The sequence below is a fragment of the Nocardia sp. alder85J genome, from assembly GCF_020176955.2.
Lineage (GTDB): Bacteria > Actinomycetota > Actinomycetes > Mycobacteriales > Mycobacteriaceae > Nocardia.
The window spans coordinates 1-21,361 of record NZ_JAIUCZ020000006.1; the positions used below are offsets into that span (position 1 = coordinate 1).

The window sequence follows — 21,361 nt, forward strand, 5'->3', positions numbered from 1 at the left end:
GCTGCTACCGGTGACGATCTGCTCGCCGACGACGAACAGCTCGCACGATTCGTCCCCGGCGCACGGGCGGAGGTCGCCGCGCCGCCCGGTGTGACGCCGGCCCGTGCGGCCCGGCGTCACGCCACGTGCGTGAGCGCCGGCAGCGCCTGCTCGCGCAGCCCGGCCAGGGTGCGCGAGAGCAGGCGGGAGACCTGCATCTGCGAGACGCCGATCTCGCGGGCGATCTCGGCCTGGGTCTTGCCGTGGCCGTAGCGCATGATCAGGATGCGGCGTTCGCGCTCGGGCAGCGCCGCCAGCAGCGGAGCCGCGGTCAGCGTCTCCTCCACCAGGGTGAAGCCGTTCTCCTCGACAGCCAGCTTCTCGAGCTGGGAGACCGGCCGGTCGCCGCCGTCGTCACCGCCGCCGGAATCGGAATCCAGGGAATCGGTGGTGTAGCAGTTGCTCGCGATCAGCGCCTGGGTGACCTCGCCCGGCTCGATGCCGAGTTCGTCGGCCAGTTGCTGCGCGGTGGGCGAATGGCCCAGCCGCTGCGACAGCTCCGGCACGACGGTGGTCAGGCGCTGCTGGATCTCCTTGATCCGCCGGGGTACCCGCACCGCCCAGGTGCTGTCCCGGAAGTAGCGCCGGACCTCACCCATGATCGTGGGCACCGCGAACGACAGGAACGGAGCCCCGTTACCCGGATCGAACCGGTCGACGGCCAGGATGACCCCGACCGCGGCGATCTGGGCCAGGTCGTCGAAGTCGACGCCGCGGCCACTGTAACGACGAGCGATGTGCTCACCCAGCGGCAGGCACCTCGCGATGATCTCCGACCGCAACCGATCGTGCTCGATGCTGTCGGAGGGAAGATCGGCCAGCTTCGTCAGCCAGGGCTCGATGTCGTCGTATGAATCGCCCTTGCTCTTGTCGCGGACAGATGCTCCGGTGCGAGCCGCGTATTCATTGGACATACCAATTCCTCACTGTGGGATCCGAGGATTCCGTGTATTGGTTCGTTACCCAGTCCGCCGCGTCGGAATCCTGCACTGTGACGAGCGACACAGATCATTGTCTGTTTATGCAGGTCACCCGTCCGGCATTCCCCCGCCGTCGCGGCGATGGATCACAGTCGTATCTCTTTCGTCATCCGAAAGCCGCGGATACCCACTCCTCCGGGCTCGAAACAGCCGCCGGGAAGAAATCCGCCGCACGTGGTGATCCCGTCCGGCCACCGACCCGCACCACGCGTTTCACCACCGCTCGCGGGGGCATCCGGACCTCGGAAGTCGCCACCCACCGGAAGGAGTTGCCTTCGATGACCGCACCGTCACCGACCCCGCCCGCCGCCACCCCACCCGGACCGCCGGACGCCCTCCTCGACACCATCGACTGGCCCGGTGTGCTGCTCCTGCTGCTCGGTGTCGCGACGATGGCCTGGACGGTCACCGGCGGCGCCGCACCCCGGGTGCTGGGCGGCTCAGTGGCCACCGCGGTCGCGCTGGTGGCGGGTGTCGCCTGGATCGGCGCCGAATACGTGCGCTGCCGCTCGCGGCGGGAGCGGCGGTCGTGAGGCGCGGGCCCGCCGCCGCGGCGGCCGCCCTCGCCCTGACCACGCTGCTGCTCGGCGGCTGCGACAAGGCGAAGGAAGCGGTCAACAAGGGCGGCGACACCCCCTGCTCGGAGTTCACCGCCCAGGATCAGGACAAGCAGCGGGTGACCGTCCGAAAATACCTCCAGAACGACACCAAGGTCACCGAGACGCCCTCCCCCGACACCGTCGACGCCGCCATCGGCGCCATCACGCTGATGTGCAAGGCGCAGGCCAACCCCGACACCCCCATTCGCAACGCCGATCTGTCCGGCATCCTCATCCCGAAGAAGTAGCCCGGACCGGCCGGTACCGTGCCGGTCCCGGGACGTTTGCTGCGCGTGCGACACAACATCGGATACGATCTGACTGCCTCGTGGTCCAGAAACCGGCCGCGGGGCTGTCCTTTGCGCTGTGCGCATCGCGGGTGATGGGAGTCCATGCGTTGCCGAAACCGGCAAGCCGCGAGCCGGTGTCCGTCGAATCCGCTGCCCGGCCGGCGGAATACATGTCCTGCGCCGGCCGCGGCCGGGGTGGTGCCCGTGTGGCCTGACACACCCGACGGCACCGGCGGCACCACGGCCACCCGGGCCGACGTCCTGCTGATCGAGGACGATCCCGCCGATGCGCTGCTGGTGGAGGCGCTGGTCGAGGACGGCGACCTGAGCATCCGGCTGGACTGGGTGCGGTCGATGTCCGAGGCCGCCGAGCACCTGCGCGAGCGCACCCCCGACTGCGTCCTGCTGGACCTGAACCTGCCCGACGCGCAGGGCCTGGAAGCGCTGGGCCGGGTGCGAGCCCTGTCCGAAGCCGCGGTGGTCGTGCTCACCGGCCTCGACGAGAAACTCGTCGGCCTGGCCGCGATGGCCGCCGGCGCGCAGGATTACCTGGTCAAGGGCCGGGTCGAGCCCGACCTGCTGGGCCGCGCGGTCCGCTACGCCGTCCAGCGCAAACAGGCCGAGCGCACCAGCGCCGCACTCCAGGCCAGTCAGTTGCGGGCCGAGGAGAACGCGCGCCTGGAACGCGGGCTGCTGCCCACTCCGCTACTGCGGCCCGACGCCGCGGTGGTGGTGGTGCCGCGCTATCGGCCCGGCCGCGCCCACGCGCTGCTGGGCGGCGACTTCTACGACGTGGTCGAGGACCCCGACGGCACGGTGCACGCCGTCATCGGTGATGTGTCCGGGCACGGTCCCGACGCCGCCGCGACCGGGGTCGCCCTGCGACTGGCATGGCGTACGTTGGTACTGAGCGGCGTCACGGGGGCACGGCAGTTGCAGCTGATGGAGGAGGTGTTGCTGGCGGAACGCTCCGATCGGCAGACCTTCGCCACCGCCACCGCCCTCACGCTGTCGGCCACCGAGCACACCGCCCGGGTGCTGCGTGCGGGTCATCCCGGCGCGCTGGTGCACTCCGCCGGCGGCTGGGAGTGGGTCGAGGTCCCCGGCGGACCGGCGCTGGGCTTCGGCGCCGGCGACCGCGCGGGCTGGCCCGAGACCGCCCTGCCCCTGCCGGCGGATGCGGCGCTGGCCCTGTTCACGGACGGATTGTTCGAGGGCTGCATCGATCGGAACCGGGGCCGGCTCGGCGAGGAAGGGCTGCTCGCGCTGGCGCGTTCCGTCCCCGCCGACGAGCCGGACGAATTCCTGGACGCGCTGATCAACCGGGTCGAGGGCCTCGCGGCGCCGTCCGGCGGTCTCGACGACGATGTCGCGATCCTCTACCTCCACTGGCGACGACACCGAACGGCACCATGACAGCAGACGAACCACCTGAACCGCGTAATCCGGCCGGTCGGCTCACCACCCGCGCCTGGTTCCAGGCCGTGCTCGGCGCGATGATTCTCGTGGTCGTCCTCGGCGCCGTGCTGGGCGGGCGCGTGATCTCGACCACGGCTCGAGCCAGCGATCAGCTGCTGGATCGGTCGCTGCCCGCGCAACGGGAGGCCCTGCGCTTCCAGTCCGCCCTGCTCGATCAGGAAACAGGTGTCCGCGGTTTCGTGATCACCGGGCAGCCGCAGTTCCTCGACCCCTACAACCAGGGCGTCACCGCCGAACACGACGCGGCCCAGCAATTGCGGAGCCTGGTGACCGGCGACCAACAGTCGACGACCGATCTCGACGACATCGAGACCGCCGTCCAGCGCTGGCGCACCGCGTACGTCCTGCCTCTGATCGCCTCCCCCGCCGTGGCCCGCGCGCAGGGCGACACCGACGCGGTACAGGGCAAACGCGATTTCGACGGCATCCGTGAGCTGTTCGCGCAACAGAACCGGCACCTGGCGGACGAGGTCACCACCGATTCCACGCAGCTGCACCGTTCCCGCAGTGTGCGCGACGGCATCCTGCTGGGACTGCTGGCCATCTACCTGGCCACCGGATTCATCCTGCTGGTGCTGGTCCGCCGTCTCGTCGTGCGGCCGCTGGCCGATCTCACCGACGCCTCCCGCCGAGTCTCCGACGGCGACTTCACCTTTCACATCGACGTGCACGGCCCGGCCGACGTCGCCGCGGTCGCGACTGCGGTGGAGGAGATGCGCCGGCGCATCGTCGCGGAACTGGACTCGTCGCGGGTCCAGGAGACCCGGTTGCAGGAACAGCAGACCTTCCTGCACGCGCAGGCCGCCGAATTGCGGCGCTCCAACGCGGAATTGGAGCAGTTCGCCTACGTCGCCTCGCACGACCTCCAGGAACCGCTGCGCAAGGTGGCCTCGTTCTGCCAGCTGCTGGAGAAGCGCTACGGCGACAAACTCGACGACCGGGCCACCCAGTACATCGCCTATGCCGTCGACGGCGCCAAACGCATGCAGGTGCTCATCAACGATCTGCTGAGCTTCTCGCGGGTGGGCCGGATGACCGACGACACCGTGCCGATCGACCTGGCCCAGCCGCTGGATCGCGCCCTGGCCAACCTCGCGACCGCCATCGACGACAGCGGCGCACACGTCGAGCGCCCGGACGAGCTACCCCGGATCGAGGGTGTGCCGGTACTGTTGACCATGTTGTGGCAGAACCTGATCGGCAACGCCATCAAGTTCCGCGCCGGCGACCGCCCCCCCGAGATCCGGATCACCTGCGAGCCGGCCGAACCGGGCTGGCAGTTCACCGTGGAGGACAACGGGATCGGCATCGAGCCGCAATTCACCGACAAGGTGTTCGTCATCTTCCAGCGCCTGCACAACCGCGACGAATACGGCGGCACCGGGATCGGCCTGGCCATGGCGAAGAAGATCGTCGAACACCACGGCGGCCGGATCTGGATCGACACCGAGTACACCACCGGCACCCGTATCTGCTTCACCCTGGTCGGATCCACCCCGGCGCCCGAAATCCGCACCGCCCTGACCGATCACGACAGCGAAGGACCTCGCCCATGACCAGTCCCGCCCAGCCGATCGATATCCTCCTGGTCGAGGACGATCCCGCCGACGAGCTGATGACACGGGAAGCCTTCCAGGACAACAAGATCGGTAACACGCTGCACGTCTGCACCGACGGCGAGAAGGCCCTGGAGTTCCTGTACCGGCGCGGCGAGTACACCGACGCCCGCCGCCCGGATCTGATCCTGCTCGATCTCAACCTGCCCAAATACGACGGGCGCGACGTGCTCGCCCGGATCAAGGCGGACCCGGATCTGGCGTCCATCCCGGTCGTCGTGCTCACCACCTCGGCGGCCGAGGAGGACATCCTGCGCAGCTACGAACTGCACGCCAACGCGTACGTCACCAAACCGGTCGATCTGGACCAGTTCGTCGCCGCCATCAAACAGATCGACGACTTCTTCGTCCAGGTGGTGCGGCTGCCCCGCGGTCGGCGGTGAACGAATGGCCGCTGCCGCGGCGGTGAACGAATGGCCGCTGCCGCGGCGGTGAATCTCAGACCGCGGACCCGGGCCCGGCCAGCGCCTGGTCGAGGGAGTCGAACAGGTCCAGGATCTTGTCCAGCCCGGTCACCTCGAGCGGCCGGCGCACCTGCGCCGAGACCACGACGCGCAGCCGGTCGCCACCGAGCTGTTCGGAGGCGGCCAGCAGCACGCTCAGCCCCACCGAACCCATGAAATCGACCCCGGACAGGTCGACGATCGGAGCGAACCCCTCCGCGCCGACGGCCTCGAGCGCGGCGCTCAACTGTGGTGCGGAGGTGATATCGATCTCCCCCTGGGCAGCCACCACCACGATGTCACCGTGGTGACGCTGCGACACGGTCAGCAGTTGCGAAACTCCGCCGTCGCTCACGGTCACTTCCTCTCTGTCGTTCCCGGCCGGTCGGCCGTGGGCCGACCCGTCGTGTCGTCGATCCGGCAGTCGCCCGGCATCGGCTTACCCGTTTCCGCGCCGTCGAATCGGCCGGGCCGATATCGGCTGCCGCCACCCCACTTGTCCGGACCGTCGAATAAGTCCGCACCACAAGGGTATGTCTCCAGGCGTGCAGAGGTTTCCGAAGGTCGGTGAGCAGAGAGGACTGTGCAGGATGCCAACTGCGCGCTTGCGATGGGTGCAATCCCCGGCTCCGCTCCGACTCACGTTTCCCGCGCAGCCATCCGCACTGGCGCCCTTGCGGCGGACATTACGCCAATGGCTGACCCAGGCGGGTCTCGGCGCGGACCGTACTGCCGACATGGTACTGGCCGTCACCGAGGCGTGCACGAACGCCGTGGAGCACGCCTATGTCGCCGAGCAGCCGGAGGCGGGCACGATCCGCGTCGACGGCGAACTGCTCGGTGAGGTGCTGCGGATCACGATCGTCGACGGCGGTCACTGGAAGACGGCCGACAGCGATCCGAACACGCTCCGCGGACGCGGCCTCGCGATCATGCGCGCGGTGGTCCCGGACACGTTCATCTCGACGAGTCCGGCGGGGACGACCGTGGAACTGCGGGCGACCGTGGAACTGCACGCCCTGCACTGAGCCGCGATCGCGCGCGCTGCTGTGCGGTGCCGGCCGATCGGGACCACGGGTCCGAGGCGGACGGCCCGCGGGGAACGGTCTCACCGGGACGGCTCAGAAATCGTCCACGTCACGTTGCCGCGCGAACCGCACGACCACGGGATAACCGCCGAGGTCCGGATCGAAGGGCCCGCAGGAGGTCTCGAGCCGGTCGGTCAGCGCCGCCACGATGTGCCGGCCGAAGCTGTCGTCCTCCAGCGCGGTCTCGGTCCGCGCCACCAGCGACACCCGCACGTCCACACCGTGGGCGTCGTATCGTATCTCGCATTCGATCTGCCGGCCCGAATCGGCGGCGAGGATCAGCGCGGTGGCGACCTCGTCCAGCGCCACCCGGACATCGGTGACCACATCGAGTGTGAAATCCGCTGTGAGCAGTACAGTTTCGGCGACAGCACGCAACATGGACAACTGCCCCACCACGGCCGGCACCCGCGACCGGAACTCGCCGAGATAGGCCGGCATGCTCACCTCGAAACCCTCGGCGGCGGTCTGCGCGTCGCTGTCGCGTCCGGCGCCGCTGCTGCCCGGACCGGTCCCGCCGTTGCCCACCGGCCCGACGCTCCGGAGCCGGCCCCGGCCCGCTCCACCGCGCCGCGGTGACCTCCGCGTGTTGTCCACCACCCGATCACAACCTGTTCTGTCCGTCCCGTTTTCCCGAGACGTACCCAACAGGTATCGGGGAAAACGGCCACGGTCTGCGAATCCGCTCGACGACCCGGCCGGGTCCGATGGTACGGACACCGCGCGCCGTCCGCCGGACCGGGTCCGGTCCGGTACTAACGCGGTCCGGGGACGGACCGCTCGGTGACGGCCGGGAACCGGCCGTCACCGGCCACGACGGCCACCTCCGGCGTGCCGGGATGATCCGGGACGATCGCCCGGGTCGGGCCGCTACCCACCGCGGTGGCGTGCGCGTCGATGTCGAGAACCTCCGGGCCGCGCATGGCTCGCTCGCACCGGCGGGCCAGTTCGTGCCGGTCGTCCCCGGGCGGCTGCACGGGCAGCAGCGTGACCTCGGCGACCACTCCCTTGGACCGCAGTACCCGGCGGGCCGAATCGAGGAAGGTGTCCACGCCCACGAAACCGGGGACCGTGGTCAGTTCACCGGCGGCGTCCAGGTAACGCATGCGGACCGGCTGCACCGGGGTGCCGGTGCCGATCGCGGCCTGGAACAGCGCCGGGCGCAACGATCCGTGTGCACGGCCACACCAGGTGGTGCCCTCCGGGAACAGGCCGATCCGCTCCCCGGCGGCCAGCCGCTGCGACATGGTGGCGATCACCTCGGGCAACTGCCGCAACCGCTCGCGATGGATCGGGATGACGCGCATGATCCGGGCCAGGCCGCCGAGCATCGGCCATTCGATCAGATCGCCGCGCGCGACGAAGCCCATCGGCGACACCGCCGCCAGCGCGACCACATCCGTCCAGCCGACGTGCGCGGAGACCACCAGCAGCCCCCGGCCGTCGCCGCTGCGACGCAGGAGCGGCACCTGTCCACTGCCGCGACGCAGGAGCGGCACCTGTCCACCGCTGCGCAGGAGCGCCCGCCCGCGCCGCCGGGCCCGCGCCGGCTCATCGCCGCCCCGGACATCGACGTCGCGCTGATCGAGGATGCGAATACGAATTCCGCAGGACCGCAACAATGTCCGGGCATAGCGGCGATGCAGTCGCGGCCGCAGCGGGCCAGGGGTGGCCAGGTTCACCGCGGGAAAGCTGACCAGCAGGCCCGCCACCGCGGCGATCCGGGCCAGCACCCGCAGGCGTCCGGCCTGCGCGGGCACGTCCACACAACTGGGCACGCACGGGCTGGTGGGCATCCAGGCGTGCACCGGCGCGGCCGGCGGACAGGACAACCCGGCGGCGCCGGGCGGGTTCGAGGCGGGCATATGTCTCCGTCCGTCCTCTTCGGCGGTTACCGGCCGTCGAAGGTGTTCGCGGCCGATTGCAGCCGCTCCAGATAGCGGCGGTTGATGGTGTCCAGTCCGAGCAGCACCACGAAGTCGGCCACCGCGAAGTCCGGATCGTGGGCGGGCTCCCCGCAGATCCAGGCGCCGAGCCGGAGATAACCGCGTACCAGCGGCGGCAGCTTCGGCCGGGCCGGGGCCGGCAGTTCGTCGAGGGTACGGCCGTCGACGACCACCGGACGATGCGGCACCGCCCACTGCGCCGGATCGGCGGCATGTTTGGCGAGCACGAAATCGCGGACCCCGCGCACGTTGACCCCGACCGGATCGGCCGGGCTCTCCTGCATCGGTACCGACGCGCAGCCCATCACCCAGTCGTAGCCGGTGAGCTGGATGTAGTGCAGGATGCCCGCCCACATCAGGGTCACCACGGAGCCGTTGCGGTGTTCGGGCACCACGCAGGCCCGGCCCATCTCGACGATCCGGCGGCCACCGGGATCCATCGCGGTGAGGTCGAATTCGGTTGCCGTGTAATAGCCACCGGCCGCGGCGACCTTGTCCGGCGGCAGCATCCGGTAGCAACCGACGAACCGGTCGGTGGCATTGTCGCGGACCAGCAGATGGTCGCAGTGCGCATCGAACCGATCGGCGTCGAGCCCCTCGGCGTTGTCGGGGATGTCGAATCCGGGCTCCCCCTTGAACACCCGGTACCGCAGCTGTTGCGCGGCCCGCCGATGCTCGGGATCGGACGATACGACCAGGGAGTACTGTGAGCCTGCCGCACCCGGCTCCGCCGGACGCGATACCGCGGGCGATGACGTCGGAAGCAGGCTGGGATATGACACTGCCGGTGTTGTCATGACCTGATGAAGCCAGCCCGAGTCGGCCCCGGGGCAACCTGTGAGTGTCGTCCCGATGCCAGTCCGGTGAACGAGATGCCGGTCACACACGACGTTCACCCCCGCGCTGCCCGGCGTTCGCTCACCCGGCGGAAAAACGGCCGAGCCGGCCGCCGCAGCGGACCGGCCCGGCCGGACCGGCGGACAACACCACATGCGGGTCGTCGGAACAGCCAGCTCCGCAGGTTGACCCATGACCCGCCGGGCGCCGCTCAGCTCTCCGCCGCCGGCAGGCTCTCCCCCTGTACCAGCTCCATGTCCAGGTCGATCTTCACCGTGGCGCCGACGACAGCGACGCCGACCCGCACCATGGCGTTGTAGTCGATCGCGAAATCGTCACGGTGCAACAGTGTTTCGGCATGGAAGGCGGCCCGGGTGCCGCCGTACAGATCCGGGCCGCAGCCGCCGTAGGTGAGCGCGAGCTCCACCGGCCGCCGGCGGCCACGCAAATCGAGTTCGCCTGTCATCACCCAGGTCTCGCTGCCGGTGCGGCGCAATCCGTTGCCGGTGAACGAGATCACCGGATGATGTTCCACGTCGAGGAAGTCCGCGGACCGCAGGTGGTCGTCACGCATCCGCACGCCGGTGTCCACGCTCGCCGCCTTGATCTCGGCGTATCCCGTGGAGTGCTCGAAGGTTTCGGAGATGTCGAGCCGGCCGCCGACCTCCGCGAACCGGCCCCGGATGCTGGCGATACCCATGTGCCGCGCGGTCGCCACCACCGTGGAGTGCTCCGGGTCGATGGTCCACGGCCCCGGCGGCGGCAGCTCGATCGCCGTCGCCTCCGGAGTCAGTCGCAGTTCGCCGAGCAGACCGCTGCCGTCGGCGCCGATACGGGCGATCCGGGCCTCGGGCTGATAGCCGGGCGCGGTCACCACCGCGGTGTGCATCCCCGGCGGCAGCGGCCCGGTGGCCACCGCACCGGATCCGTCGGCGACGGCGCGGACCAGCTGGCGGCCCTCGAGATCGGTGACGGTCAGCACCGCGTCCGGGATCGGCCAGCCGTTGGGGGTGCGAATCTGCACGTTGAGGCCGGTCACTGCATTTCCTCCGTCTGGTCGTAACCCAGTCGTACGTTGTGGTCGAATTCGCCCGAGGACAGTGTCACCCGGGTGGTCACCGGCGGGTAGCCGCGGGCCACCACGTGGTAGCTGCCCTCGGACAGATCGGGCACCACGTACCGGCCGTCGCCGTCGGTGCGGGCGCTGCCCATCGTCGTGCCCGATTCGTCGAGCACGGTGACCCAGGCGTCCGGCACCGGCCGCCCGTCGGCGGAGACCGCACCGGTGAGCACCGCCATCGAGGCCAGTTCGATGTCGTAGTGCAGCACACCCGTCTCCGGCACCGACAGGGTGGCCGCGGCGGGCCGCAGCCGCTGGGCGACGGCGACCAGGGTGTAGACCCCGGCCACCATGCCCTGACAGGAGTATCCACCGTCCGGGCCGCTGACGGTCGCCCCGACCACCTCACCGCGCATATCGGTGAGCGTGACGGTGGCCCCGGGCACCGGCTCGCCGTTGCCTTCGCGGCGCACCACGCCCGACAGCTCGCCGGAACCGTGCAGCGTGATCTCCACCCGCTGCGGACAGTCGTCGACGACCAGGTTCAGCGCGGTCGGCTGGTAGCCGCCGGCCGACACGATCAGCACGTATTTCCCCGGAACCGGCTGTGGCATGCCGAAATTGCCGCCGCGGTCGGCGCGGGCCCGCGCGACCTGGTGGCCGCGCTGATCGATCAGCGTGAGTACCGCACCGGTGATCGGGCCGCCGCCGGCGCGCAGCACCCGGCCACCGAGGTCGCCCTCGCCGCCGGACTGCGCCGCCTCCGGCAGCATCGAGATCGCGGCCTGCGCGGAATCGGCCGGCCGCGGCGCCGGATCGGCGGCCGGCCGCGGCATCCCGTGCCCGGCGAAGCCGTTGCCGTCGGCCAGCGCCGCCTTCAGGCCGCTGCTGAGCGCGGCGTAGCGGGCCCGTTCCGCCTCGGTGTCCGCGGACTCCACCGCGAGCATCGGCTCCGGCGCCGAGATCGCCTGCGCGGCACCGAGATAGACCTGATCCTCGGCCCACTCGGGATCGTCGGCCGGGGTCTGTTCGATCGGCTTCGCCGCCGGGTCGAGCAACGGGATCTCCTTCATGAACAGCAGCACCGCGAACGCCAGCAGCGCCACGCCCGCGGTCGAGTACAGCACGACGTGCAGCGAATTCGTGAAACCGATCAGGATGGGATCGCGCACCGTCGCCGGCAGCGTCGCGATGAGCGACGTATTCGCTTGGATGTCACCGAGTTTCGACGTGTCGAAGCCATCGGGCAGCAGCCCGCCGAAGGCGGCGAGGATCTTTCGCGGCAGCTGATCGAACAGGATGGTCAGGAACACCGCCACCCCCAGCGTGCCGCCCACCTGCCGGAAGAAGGTCGCCGACGCGGTCGACACCCCCATATCCGAACGGGGACCGGCGTTCTGCGCCGCGATCACCAATGTCTGCATACAGCAACCCAGTCCGAGCCCGAGCAGCGCGGCCACCAGCAACGGCTCCCACAGCGGGCTGTCGTAACGCACCTGCGCGTACAGCACGGCGCCGGCCGAGATGATCACCGTACCGATCACCGGCAGGATCTTGTAGCGCCCGGTGCGCCGCACCACCTGACCGCAGGTGAGCGAGCCGACCATGATGCCCGCCACCATCGGCAGCATCAGCAGACCGGCCTTCGTCGGCGAGAACCCGCGCACCACTTGCAGATACAGCGGCACCATACTCAGCGAGCCGAACATCGCGACGCCGAGAATGAAACCGCCGACGATGGTCACGGTGAAGGTGGTGTTGCGGAACAGTCGCAGCGGGATCAGCGCGGCATCCCCCATCAGCGCCTCGGCCACGACGAACAACACCAGCCCCACGGCACCGAGACCGAAGCAGATCAGCGCGTCGGTCGACCCCCAGCCCCAGCCGCGCCCCTGCTCGGCCACGATCAGCAACGGCACCACACAGATCGCCAGCGCCACCGCGCCGTACCAGTCGACCCGGACCCGCCGCGGCTGATGCGTCAGGTTCAGCACCTTGGCGACCACCACCAGGGCGATCAGGCCGATCGGCACGTTGACCAGGAAGACCCAGCGCCAGCCCTCGAGTCCCCAGAGGCGGTCGTAACCGGAGAACAGCCCGCCCAGCACCGGCCCCAGCACCGTCGAGGTGCCGAAGACCATCATGAAATAGCCCTGGTACCGGGCCCTTTCGCGGGCCGGCACGATATCGCCGATGATGGTCAGCACCAGCGACATCAGCCCGCCGGCCCCCAGACCCTGGAATGCGCGGTACCCGGCCAGCTCGTACATCGACCCGGCGAAGGTGCAGGCCGCCGAGCCGGCGACGAAGATCCCGATCGAGGCGAGGAAGAACGGCTTGCGGCCGTAGATGTCGGCGAGCTTGCCGTACAACGGGGTACTGATCGTCGAGGTGATCAGGTACGCCGTGGTCGCCCAGGCCTGCTGGTCGAATCCGTGCAGGCTGTTGGCGATTCGCACGATCGCGACGCTCACGATGTTCTGATCGAGCGCGGCCAGGAACATGCCCAGCAACAGCCCGGAGAGAATGGTGAGGATCTGGCGGTGCGACAGCGCCGGAGGCGCCGCGGATGAGTCGATACTCGGTGTCGTCATGTAGTCGATGCCCTGTTCGGACGGCTAGGCCGTCGTCGTCGTCTCCACGCTGCTGATCAATCGCTCGAGCAGATCGGTGAACGTCCGCCGATCCTGCTCCGGCCAGCCCGATAACAGCCCGGCGAGCCGGAGGTTGCGGCGCCGGCGGGTCGCCTCGAACAGCCGGGCGCCCGCGTCGGTGGCCGCGAGGACGCACACCCGGCCGTCGACCGGATCGGCCCGGCGTTCCACCAGGCCGTGCGATACCAGCGAGCGGGTCTGCCTGCTGATCGTCGACGGTTCGGCGTCCAGCAGTTCGGCGAGCTTGCCGGTCCGCTGCGGCCCGTCCTGCACCAGGCGGCCCAGCATGCCGATCGCCGATCGTTCCACTCCGCTCGGCACGTCCGGATCCTGCCGGAGTTTCGACCGGCCGAGCGCCCGCGCCAATCTACCGAGCTGGATACCGAGGCGATCGGCCGTGTCGAGGTCGGCGGTGGTGACACTCGGATCATGGGCGGCAACGGCCATGATCTGTCCCCTTACTGAAAGTTCTCACAATTATTTACTTAGCTTCTGCAAATACTTGGCGTCCGCAACTATACCCAGCCGGGACAAGTGTCCAGCAAACCGCCCGGAATACTACAGCGGATTGCCCGGATCTCGTTCGGGGAGCGGACGTTCAGTGATGGGAGGCCGGGCCAGCGGATTGCGGACCCGGCGCTTCGCGGATTCGTACACCTGCACCGTCTCGGTGGCGACCACGTCCCAGGAGAAATCCGCGGTCAGGCGCGCGCGGGCGGCCCGTGCCCGGTCCTGGGTGGCGACCGGATCGTCGAGCACCACGCAGACGGCGTCGACCAGGCCGTTCACGTCGGCGGGCTCGAAGGAGGCGCCGGTGACGCCGTCGACGACCAGCTCACCGAGGCCGCCCGCGGTGGAGGTCACCAGCGGGATGCCGGCCGCGGCCGCCTCCAGGGCGACGATCCCGAACGGCTCGTACCGGCTCGGCAGCACGATCGCGTCGGCGCCGTGCAGCCAGCCCAGCAGTTCCGCGTGATCCAGCCGCCCCACGAAATTCACCGCGCGCGCCACCCGGTGCACCCGGGCGCGCTCCTGCAACCAGTCGAATTGCGTTCCGACACCGGCGATCGTGAGCGTGGCGCCCGGATGCGCGCGGCGGATGCGCGGCAGGGCGGCGATGGCGTCCTGCACGCCCTTCTCGTACTCCAGCCGGCCGATGTACAGCAGCCGCGGCGGACCCGAGCGCGGGGCGCGGTCCCGGAAGGTCCACGAGCCCACGTCGATTCCGTTGCGGATCACCGACACCCGGGCCAGGCCCGGACCGTACAGCCGCTCGACCTCGTCCTGCATCGACGCCGAACAGGCGATGAGCGCGTCGGAATCCCGTGCCAGCCACCACTCCACCGAATGCACCTGACGATTCACCCGGCCCGACACCCAGCCGCTGTGCCGGCCCGCCTCGGTGGCGTGGATCGTGGAAACCAGTGGTACGTCGTAGTATTCGGCCAGCGTGATGGCCGCGTGCGCCACCAGCCAGTCGTGCGCGTGCACCACCTCCGGGGTCCAGCCGTCGGCGATCCCGGGTTTGCTCAAGGCGATTCCCGCGCGCACCATCGCGTGCCCCATGGCCAGCGTCCACGCCAGCATGTCCTCGCCGAAGTCGAAGCAGGGCGGGTCCTCGGCGACCGCGACCACCAGCACGCCGTCCTCGATGAAGGAGTGGGTCGGATGGGTGGAGGCGTCGGTGCCCATCGGGCGGCGCGCCAGCATCACCACCTCGTGCCCCGCGGCGGCCAGTTCGGTGGCCAGGTGGTGCACGTGCCGTCCCAGCCCGCCGACGACCACCGGTGGGTATTCCCACGACACCATCAAGATCTTCATGCTGGTCCCTCCGTGCCTACGGAAGCTACCTGCTCGCGCGCGGTTACGCGCGTCGGGCCGCCGGGCAACCGGCGCGCGTCCAGCGCCGGGAACAGACCGTCGGCGGCCGCCCAGCCGGCGGCCAGGTCCCGGGCCCGCGCGGGATGCCCGGCGGCGAGGGCCGCCGCCAGCTCCCGGACCGCGTGCGCGTGCTGGTGGGCCCGGTCGCGCGCGTAGCCGGCGGCGGAATCCTTGCTGACCATGAAGGCCCAGTCGCTGGACACGGTCAGGATCGCCTCGCGCAACAGTTGGTCGGCCACCCGGTCGCGCAGACCCGCGCGGCCGGTCTCGGCGGCGGACTTGTCGAGGGTGTCCAGCGCCAGCCGCACGATGTCCGCATTGAGATCCACCAGGTCCCGGACCTGGTCACCGGCCCACACCCGCCAGTCCTTGCCGGAGCCCCAGGACGAGTCGGCCAGCGGAACCGGCTCTCCCACATAGCCGTTCGCACGCGCGTCGGCGAGCGTGCCGACGGTGACCCCGGCCTCGGGCAGCGCCCGCAGCACCTGCTCCAGCCACTGCGGGCCCTCGTGCCACCAGTGCCCGAACAGTTCGGTGTCGAAAGCGGCCACCACCAGCGCGGGACGCCCCAGCCGTTCGGATTCGGCCAGCAGCCGCCGCCGCACGGTCGCCACGAAATCGTCGACGTCGCGCCGCACCGCCGCCGCGGCCAATTCCGGGTCGTAGGGGGCCTTGTCCGGGCCCGCGATCTGCTTACCGGTGACCCGGGCCGGTTTCAGGCCGGTGCCGTGGTCGTAGTGATGAAAATCACGGTAGGCGGCGTGCCCCGGATAGCCCGATTTCGGGGACCACACCCGATAGCTGACCTGGAGATCGCGGCCGAACGCCACCACCTCCGAATCCCACACCGGCCGGCCCAGCGTGGTGTCGCCGCGCAGCGCCGGACCGTCGACCATGAAATGCGTCACACCGGCGGCGGCGTAGCCCGCCTCCATACCGGGGGTGAAACCGCACTCCGGCGCCCAGATGCCGGCGGGGGTGTGACCCCAGCGGTGGTGCGCGTCGGCCAGCCCCTCGGTGAGTTCGAAGGCGCGCAGCCGCGGATCCAGCAACGGCTGGAACGGATGGGCCAGCGGGCCGCCCAGCAGCTCGATCGTCCCGGCCGCCAGCAGCGCCCGCCACACCGGCGAACCGCCGTGCCGCCAGCGGGTTTCGAAGTCGGCCAGCGCCGCGGCGGCCTGCTCGTGCTCGTACCGGCCGAGCGCGATCCGGCCCGCGGCGGCGGCCTCGTCGGCGCGCAGCTGCCAGTTGCCCAGCCAGTGGTGCATGCCCGCCAGGCTGTGCGGATCGTCGAGCTGCGCGGCCAGCACCGGTGTGACACCGAAGCTCAGCAGATGTGAACGGCCTTCGGCGGCAAGCCTTCCCAGCACCCGGGCGAGCGGAATGTAGGTGGCCGCCCAGGACTGGTACAGCCACTCCTCCCCCACCGGCCACCGGCCGTGATGGGCCAGCCAGGGCAGATGGGAATGCAGCACCAGGGTGAACTGGCCCGGCACCGGCGCGGAGCCTGCGGAGCGCCCGATCGGCACCGGCGCGGAGCCCGCGGAGCGCCCGGAGCCTGCCGTGGCTGTCACGGCTTCACCGCGCAGGCCACCAGGTCCAGGCTGGCGTCGATATCCGCGCCGGTCAGCTCGAAATCGCCGGTCCGGACGGCGGCCACATCGGCGATCAGGTCCGCGGGCCAGGGCTGTCCGGCCAGGGCGCGTGCGATCTGGGCATCGATCAGCGAGCCGCCCCATTTCGCGTCGAGCGCGGCCAGCCGCGGCCCGTGGTGCACGCCCTCCAGCGATTCGATCCGGAAACCGGCCTCCCGCAACAGGTCCGACAGTTCCGCCGCGTTCAGCTCGCGGGTGTGGAACGGATTGAGCGGGGTGTCGCGCCCCGGCGAGAAGGTGATCCGGTTCGGCGTGCTGATCAGCAGCCGGCCCCCGGGCCGCAGCACGCGCAGGCACTCCCGCAGGAAGCCGAGCTGATCCCAGAGATGTTCGATCACTTGGAAATTCACCACCACATCGATGCCGGCTCCGGCCAGCGGCAGGTCGGCGAGATTGCCGCGGACCATCGCCACCCTCGGATACGCCGCACGGACGTGCGCGGCGGCGCTGACATCGTAATCGAGCCCCAGCACCGCGGCGGCGACGTCGGCGATCATGTTGGCGCCGTAGCCCTCTCCCGCACCGGCCTCCAGCACGATCCGTCCGGCGCAGCGTTCCAGCAATCGCGCGTAGACGATCTCGTGACGGCGGAACCAGTAGTTCTCCTCCGGGATGCCCGGTACGGTCCGCTCACCGGTCAGCGGCAGCGGATCGATGGCAACACCCGGCGACGCCGCCGGCGGGGAATAAGAGAGAGCCTCGCTCATCCTCCCGACGTTAGCGGTTGCCATTACCATAACTGCCCCCCGACCCGGTCATGCCGAACGTCACGCGCTAAGTTACCCTTGAGTAACTTAGCGTGGGGTAATGTCCGCAGAGAGCTGAATCAAGCCCACACCGTGGACGTACGGCGAGACCGATCGTGCGACCCCATCCACGTGCACACCGAACAGGAGGTCGACGCAGACCAATGCCGAACATCGTCGTACTGATCAAGCAAGTGCCCGATACCTGGTCCGAGCGCAAGCTCACCGATGGTGACTACACCCTCGATCGCGAGGCCGCCGACGCCATTCTCGACGAGATCAACGAGCGGTCCGTCGAATCCGCGCTGCAGATCAAGGAAGCGCAGGGCGGCGAGGTCACGGTCCTCGCCATGGGACCGCAGCGGGCCACCGAGGCCATCCGCAAGGCGCTGTCCATGGGCGCCGACAAGGCGATCCACATCAACGATCCGGCCATTCACGGTTCCGATGTCGTGCAGACCGCCTGGGTGCTGGCCGGCGCGCTGGGCCAGGTCGAGGGCGTCGAGCTGGTCATCGCCGGCAACGAGGCCACCGACGGCCGCGGCGGCGCGGTGCCCGCGATCATCGCGGAGTACCTGGGTATTCCGCAGCTGACCCACCTGCGCAAGCTCACCGTCGACGGCGACAAGGTCACCGGCGAGCGCGAGACCGACGAGGGCGTGTTCAGCCTGGAGGCCACGCTGCCCGCGATCGTGTCGGTCAACGAGAAGATCAACGAGCCGCGATTCCCGTCCTTCAAGGGCATCATGGCCGCCAAGAAGAAGGAAGTTCAGGTGTTCACCCTGGCCGACCTGGGCATCGACCCGTCGACCGTGGGTGTGGGCAATGCGGGATCGGCCGTCACCGGGGTGACCCCGAAGCCGCCGCGCACCGCCGGTCAGAAGTCCGCCGACGAGGGCGAGGGCGGCAACCAGATCGCCACGTACCTGGTGTCGCAGAAGATCATCTGACACCGGCTCACCGACTTCGACGAACTTCCAGGAGAGAAGAACAATGGCTGAAGTACTCGTGCTCGTGGAGCACGCCGACGGCGCACTGAAGAAGATCACCAATCAGCTGCTCACCGCCGCCCGTGAGCTGGGCTCGCCCGCCGCGGTCGTGACCGGCGCGGCCGGCACCGGCGAGAAGCTGGCCGAGGCCCTGGCCGCCGCCGGCGCCGAGAAGATCTACATCGCCGAATCCGAGGATGCCGACGGCTATCTGGTGACCCCGAAGGTCGACGTGCTCGCCGGCCTGGTCGAGTCCGCCGCCCCCGCCGCCGTGCTGGTCGCCGCCACCGCCGAGGGCAAGGAGGTGTCCGGCCGGCTGGCCGCGCGCATCGGCTCCGGCCTGCTGGTCGACGTCATCGGCATCAGCGCCGACGGCATCGTCAAGCACTCCATCTTCGGTGGCGCGTTCACCGTGGACGCCAAGGCCACCGGCGACGTACCGGTGATCTCGGTGCGTCCCGGCGCCATCGAGGCGGTCGCGCAGGCCGGCGCCGGCGAGAAGGTGACCGTCGAGGTGCCCGCCCAGGAAGAGGGCGTCACCAAGGTCGTCTCCCGGCAGCCCGTGGTGGCCGGTGGCCGCCCGGAGCTCACCGAGGCCGCGATCGTGGTCTCCGGTGGCCGCGGCGTCGGTAGCGAGGACAACTTCCACAAGGTGATCGAGCCGCTGGCCGATTCGCTGGGTGCCGCGGTGGGCGCGTCCCGCGCCGCCGTCGACTCCGGGTACTACCCCGGTCAGTTCCAGGTCGGCCAGACCGGCAAGACCGTGTCCCCGCAGCTGTATGTGGCACTGGGCATTTCGGGCGCCATCCAGCACCGGGCCGGTATGCAGACCTCGAAGACCATCGTCGCCGTCAACAAGGACGAAGAGGCGCCGATCTTCGAGATCACCGATTTCGGTATCGTGGGCGACCTTTTCAACGTCGCACCGCAGCTGACCGAGGCGGTCAAGAACCACAAGAACTGACCCGCACTCGTTTCACCGCACTGCGGCCCCGGTGGGAAACCACCGGGGCCGCAGTCGTTTCCGGGATCGCCTCCGGGCGACCCGCGGTGCACCTACGCAACCTGCGAAGATTCGATATTCGCAACGTGCGGAACGCAAGTTTCGTAACGAACCGGTCGCGACGATCGCCGGATGCTGCTAATGTTCTGACGTCGAGTGCTGGGGTGGTTCGGGGCCCCAACCGGTCAGGCGTGTGCGTCGATCTTCCTGTCCGGCAAACGTTTTCACGGCCCCGCCGAGTCGGCGTGCGTCATGGCCGAACTCCGCTTCTGACGCGAGTGTTATCCGGTCGTGATATAGATGTTCACAATCGGCACGTCGATTTGGGGAAGGACTGAGCGGCCGGGCATCCGGCGACGAGGCAACCTGATGAATGAATCTCTCGCACTGACGATTTCGTGGATCCTCGCCGTCGTCCTGCTGATCGTGGTGGTGGCGACGGTCTTCTATGCCTACCGGCAGCGCACTCGCTCGGAGAACGCCGAGGACGCGCTACGGGCCGCCGAACAACAGATCGAACACCTGCGGATGTTACACAACGATCTGCGGCGGCAGGCCGAATACGAAGTACAACAATCCATCTCACGCACCGAGGTGACCACCCGCGAGCGGGTCGAGGGCGGCGCCCGGGAGGCGACGGCGGCGGCCGTGCGCGCCTTCGGCACGGCCGTGGTGAGCCTCGGCACCGATGTCGGGCAGGTGGTCAGCAGCGCGTTGCGCGAACACCGCGGCGACGACGTGTACGAGACGCTGATCCGCATCGACCACAGCGTGCAGCAGATGATCCGCCAGGCACAGTCCTATGTGATCGTCTGCGGCGGCCTGCCCGGCCGCCGCTGGCCGCAGCAGACCCTCACCGACGTGGTGGGCGGCGCCGCGGGCCGCGTCCGCGACTACACCCGCATCCGGCCGCAGCAGCTGGACCGCGTGGCCATCAGCCGCGCGGTGGAGCCGCTGGTCCACACGCTGGCGACGTTGCTGGACAACGCATTGCGGTACTCGCCACCGGCCTCGTTCGTCGACGTGACCTTCCAGGAGGGCCATCACGGCGTCACCATCATCGTCGACGACGCCGGGGTCCGGATGAACGGCGAGCAGATGGAGGAGGCCCGGCAGATCCTCTCCGGTGAGCGGATCGTCGACATCCAGCAGCTCGGCCCGTCGCCCCGGATCGGGCTGCCCGGTATCGCCGCGCTGTCGCGGCGCTACGGGTTCACCGTCTACGTCGACGGTCCCAACATGTACGGCGGGATGCGCGCGATGGTGTACGTCCCGGAGGAACTGCTGGTACCGCGCTCCGAAGAGGTGGCCGCACCTGATGCGCCGGCCGCACTCGCCGGCGCACCCGTCGCCCTGCCCGCCGCCGAATCGACCTCGAAACCGACTGTGCTGGAATCTGATTCGATCGAGTCCACCGTTCACGAAATCACCCCCGGCGGACTGCCGCGCCGACGACGCCGATCGATCTCGGTCACCGCACCCGCGGCCGCCGAGTCCGACCGGTCCGCGGCGGATCCGCTCGCGGGAGAGCAGCCCGGCGCCGATACGGCACTGCCCCGCGCGGATATCGCGGCCGCGTGGCACAGCGGGTCCCACAGCGGCCGCGCCGCCGCATACGAACACACCGAAGGGATGACATCCTGATGGGCACACCCGGCACCGCCGTCACGGACGGCAGCAACAAATTGGCCTGGCTGCTGGACGAACTGGAATTCCCCGGCGTCCGATTCGCGGTGCTGCTGTCCGAGGACGGCCTGCGCATCGCGCACAGCGGTGGCATCAGCCTCGACGACGCCGATCGTTTCGCCGCCGGCGCGTCCGGGTTGCGCTCGATCGGCAAGGCGCTCGGCGAATTCTGCGGCTCGGCACATACGGTGCGGCAGAACATGACCGAGTACGACCACGGGATGATCTTCATCACCGCCGCCGGCGAGGGCGCGCTGATCGGGGTCTCCACCACCGCGCAGGTGGACGTCAGCCTGGTCGCCCATCGGATGAACGAGCTCGCGGCGCGGGTCGGCCACGAGCTCGGCAGCCTGCCCCGCCATCGGTGACG

At 69.7% G+C, this 21,361-nt stretch carries 21 protein-coding genes; 10 read left to right on the top strand and 11 right to left on the bottom strand.

The window, feature by feature from the left end:
• Positions 1 to 116: 116 nt before the first annotated feature.
• Positions 117 to 953 (bottom strand): SigB/SigF/SigG family RNA polymerase sigma factor, encoded by an 837-nt coding sequence (locus LBW94_RS23095; protein WP_225059399.1) that lies wholly within the window; start codon positions 951 to 953, stop codon positions 117 to 119.
• Between the two features lie 344 nt (positions 954 to 1,297).
• Here LBW94_RS23095 and LBW94_RS23100 point away from each other — a divergent pair, with 344 nt between their 5' ends.
• From LBW94_RS23100 to LBW94_RS23120, 5 genes are all read left to right on the top strand, one after another.
• Positions 1,298 to 1,552 carry a hypothetical protein gene (locus LBW94_RS23100; protein WP_225059398.1) on the top strand — a complete coding sequence of 85 codons (255 nt, stop codon included), beginning with the start codon at positions 1,298 to 1,300 and terminating at the stop codon, positions 1,550 to 1,552.
• Entirely contained in the window at positions 1,549 to 1,866 is a 318-nt protein-coding gene (locus LBW94_RS23105) for a hypothetical protein (RefSeq protein WP_225059397.1), read from the top strand. Before LBW94_RS23100 ends, LBW94_RS23105 begins: the two co-directional genes overlap by 4 nt.
• A gap of 240 nt (positions 1,867 to 2,106) precedes the next feature.
• Positions 2,107 to 3,324, top strand: a complete 1,218-nt coding sequence (locus tag LBW94_RS23110) for a PP2C family protein-serine/threonine phosphatase (protein ID WP_416276938.1) — start codon at positions 2,107 to 2,109, stop codon at positions 3,322 to 3,324.
• A complete protein-coding gene (locus tag LBW94_RS23115; RefSeq protein WP_225059395.1) occupies positions 3,321 to 4,943 on the top strand; it encodes a sensor histidine kinase in 1,623 nt (540 codons plus the stop codon). Before LBW94_RS23110 ends, LBW94_RS23115 begins: the two co-directional genes overlap by 4 nt.
• Positions 4,940 to 5,386, top strand: a complete 447-nt coding sequence (locus LBW94_RS23120; RefSeq protein WP_225059394.1) for a response regulator — start codon at positions 4,940 to 4,942, stop codon at positions 5,384 to 5,386. Before LBW94_RS23115 ends, LBW94_RS23120 begins: the two co-directional genes overlap by 4 nt.
• Before the next feature lie 55 nt (positions 5,387 to 5,441).
• On the opposite strand, the gene LBW94_RS23125 is transcribed toward LBW94_RS23120, so the two are convergent.
• Positions 5,442 to 5,801 carry an STAS domain-containing protein gene (locus LBW94_RS23125; protein WP_225059393.1) on the bottom strand — a complete coding sequence of 120 codons (360 nt, stop codon included), beginning with the start codon at positions 5,799 to 5,801 and terminating at the stop codon, positions 5,442 to 5,444.
• 235 nt (positions 5,802 to 6,036) lie between these two features.
• On the opposite strand from LBW94_RS23125, the gene LBW94_RS23130 reads away from it, so the two are divergent.
• Entirely contained in the window at positions 6,037 to 6,474 is a 438-nt protein-coding gene (locus tag LBW94_RS23130; protein WP_225059392.1) for an ATP-binding protein, read from the top strand.
• 93 nt (positions 6,475 to 6,567) lie between these two features.
• Here the strand turns inward: LBW94_RS23130 and LBW94_RS23135 are convergent, their stop codons facing one another.
• The 9 genes from LBW94_RS23135 to LBW94_RS23175 all read right to left on the bottom strand — a co-directional run bounded on the left by LBW94_RS23135 (position 6,568) and on the right by LBW94_RS23175 (position 17,274).
• Positions 6,568 to 7,062, bottom strand: coding sequence for an ATP-binding protein (locus LBW94_RS23135; protein ID WP_225059391.1), 495 nt, complete (start codon positions 7,060 to 7,062; stop codon positions 6,568 to 6,570).
• 227 nt (positions 7,063 to 7,289) lie between these two features.
• A complete protein-coding gene (locus tag LBW94_RS23140) occupies positions 7,290 to 8,399 on the bottom strand; it encodes a lysophospholipid acyltransferase family protein (RefSeq protein WP_225059390.1) in 1,110 nt (369 codons plus the stop codon).
• 26 nt (positions 8,400 to 8,425) lie between these two features.
• Positions 8,426 to 9,277 (bottom strand): GNAT family N-acetyltransferase, encoded by an 852-nt coding sequence (locus LBW94_RS23145; RefSeq protein WP_225059389.1) that lies wholly within the window; start codon positions 9,275 to 9,277, stop codon positions 8,426 to 8,428.
• A gap of 251 nt (positions 9,278 to 9,528) precedes the next feature.
• The gene (locus tag LBW94_RS23150; protein WP_225059388.1) at positions 9,529 to 10,356 is read right to left on the bottom strand and encodes a YceI family protein; all 828 of its coding nucleotides are present in this window, start codon (positions 10,354 to 10,356) and stop codon (positions 9,529 to 9,531) included.
• Positions 10,353 to 12,971 carry an MFS transporter gene (locus LBW94_RS23155; protein ID WP_225059387.1) on the bottom strand — a complete coding sequence of 873 codons (2,619 nt, stop codon included), beginning with the start codon at positions 12,969 to 12,971 and terminating at the stop codon, positions 10,353 to 10,355. Before LBW94_RS23155 ends, LBW94_RS23150 begins: the two co-directional genes overlap by 4 nt.
• 24 nt (positions 12,972 to 12,995) lie before the next feature.
• Complete coding sequence (locus LBW94_RS23160) at positions 12,996 to 13,478, bottom strand: MarR family winged helix-turn-helix transcriptional regulator (protein ID WP_225059386.1); 483 nt, start codon at positions 13,476 to 13,478, stop codon at positions 12,996 to 12,998.
• Positions 13,479 to 13,589: 111 nt separating this feature from the next.
• The gene (locus tag LBW94_RS23165; RefSeq protein ID WP_225059385.1) at positions 13,590 to 14,852 is read right to left on the bottom strand and encodes a glycosyltransferase family 4 protein; all 1,263 of its coding nucleotides are present in this window, start codon (positions 14,850 to 14,852) and stop codon (positions 13,590 to 13,592) included.
• Positions 14,849 to 16,441, bottom strand: a complete 1,593-nt coding sequence (locus tag LBW94_RS23170; protein WP_225059479.1) for a glycoside hydrolase family 57 protein — start codon at positions 16,439 to 16,441, stop codon at positions 14,849 to 14,851. The genes LBW94_RS23165 and LBW94_RS23170 overlap by 4 nt, the downstream gene beginning before the upstream one ends.
• A gap of 41 nt (positions 16,442 to 16,482) precedes the next feature.
• Complete coding sequence (locus tag LBW94_RS23175) at positions 16,483 to 17,274, bottom strand: class I SAM-dependent methyltransferase (protein ID WP_225059384.1); 792 nt, start codon at positions 17,272 to 17,274, stop codon at positions 16,483 to 16,485.
• A gap of 203 nt (positions 17,275 to 17,477) precedes the next feature.
• On the opposite strand from LBW94_RS23175, the gene LBW94_RS23180 reads away from it, so the two are divergent.
• The 4 genes from LBW94_RS23180 to LBW94_RS23195 all read left to right on the top strand — a co-directional run bounded on the left by LBW94_RS23180 (position 17,478) and on the right by LBW94_RS23195 (position 21,359).
• Positions 17,478 to 18,263 carry an electron transfer flavoprotein subunit beta/FixA family protein gene (locus LBW94_RS23180; RefSeq protein WP_225059383.1) on the top strand — a complete coding sequence of 262 codons (786 nt, stop codon included), beginning with the start codon at positions 17,478 to 17,480 and terminating at the stop codon, positions 18,261 to 18,263.
• Between the two features lie 43 nt (positions 18,264 to 18,306).
• Complete coding sequence (locus LBW94_RS23185; RefSeq protein WP_225059382.1) at positions 18,307 to 19,266, top strand: electron transfer flavoprotein subunit alpha/FixB family protein; 960 nt, start codon at positions 18,307 to 18,309, stop codon at positions 19,264 to 19,266.
• A 408-nt stretch (positions 19,267 to 19,674) separates the two neighbouring features.
• On the top strand, positions 19,675 to 20,949 hold the full coding sequence (locus LBW94_RS23190) for an ATP-binding protein (RefSeq protein ID WP_225059381.1): 1,275 nt from the start codon (positions 19,675 to 19,677) through the stop codon (positions 20,947 to 20,949).
• Positions 20,949 to 21,359 (top strand): roadblock/LC7 domain-containing protein, encoded by a 411-nt coding sequence (locus LBW94_RS23195; protein WP_225059380.1) that lies wholly within the window; start codon positions 20,949 to 20,951, stop codon positions 21,357 to 21,359. The genes LBW94_RS23190 and LBW94_RS23195 overlap by 1 nt, the downstream gene beginning before the upstream one ends.
• Positions 21,360 to 21,361: the final 2 nt, after the last annotated feature.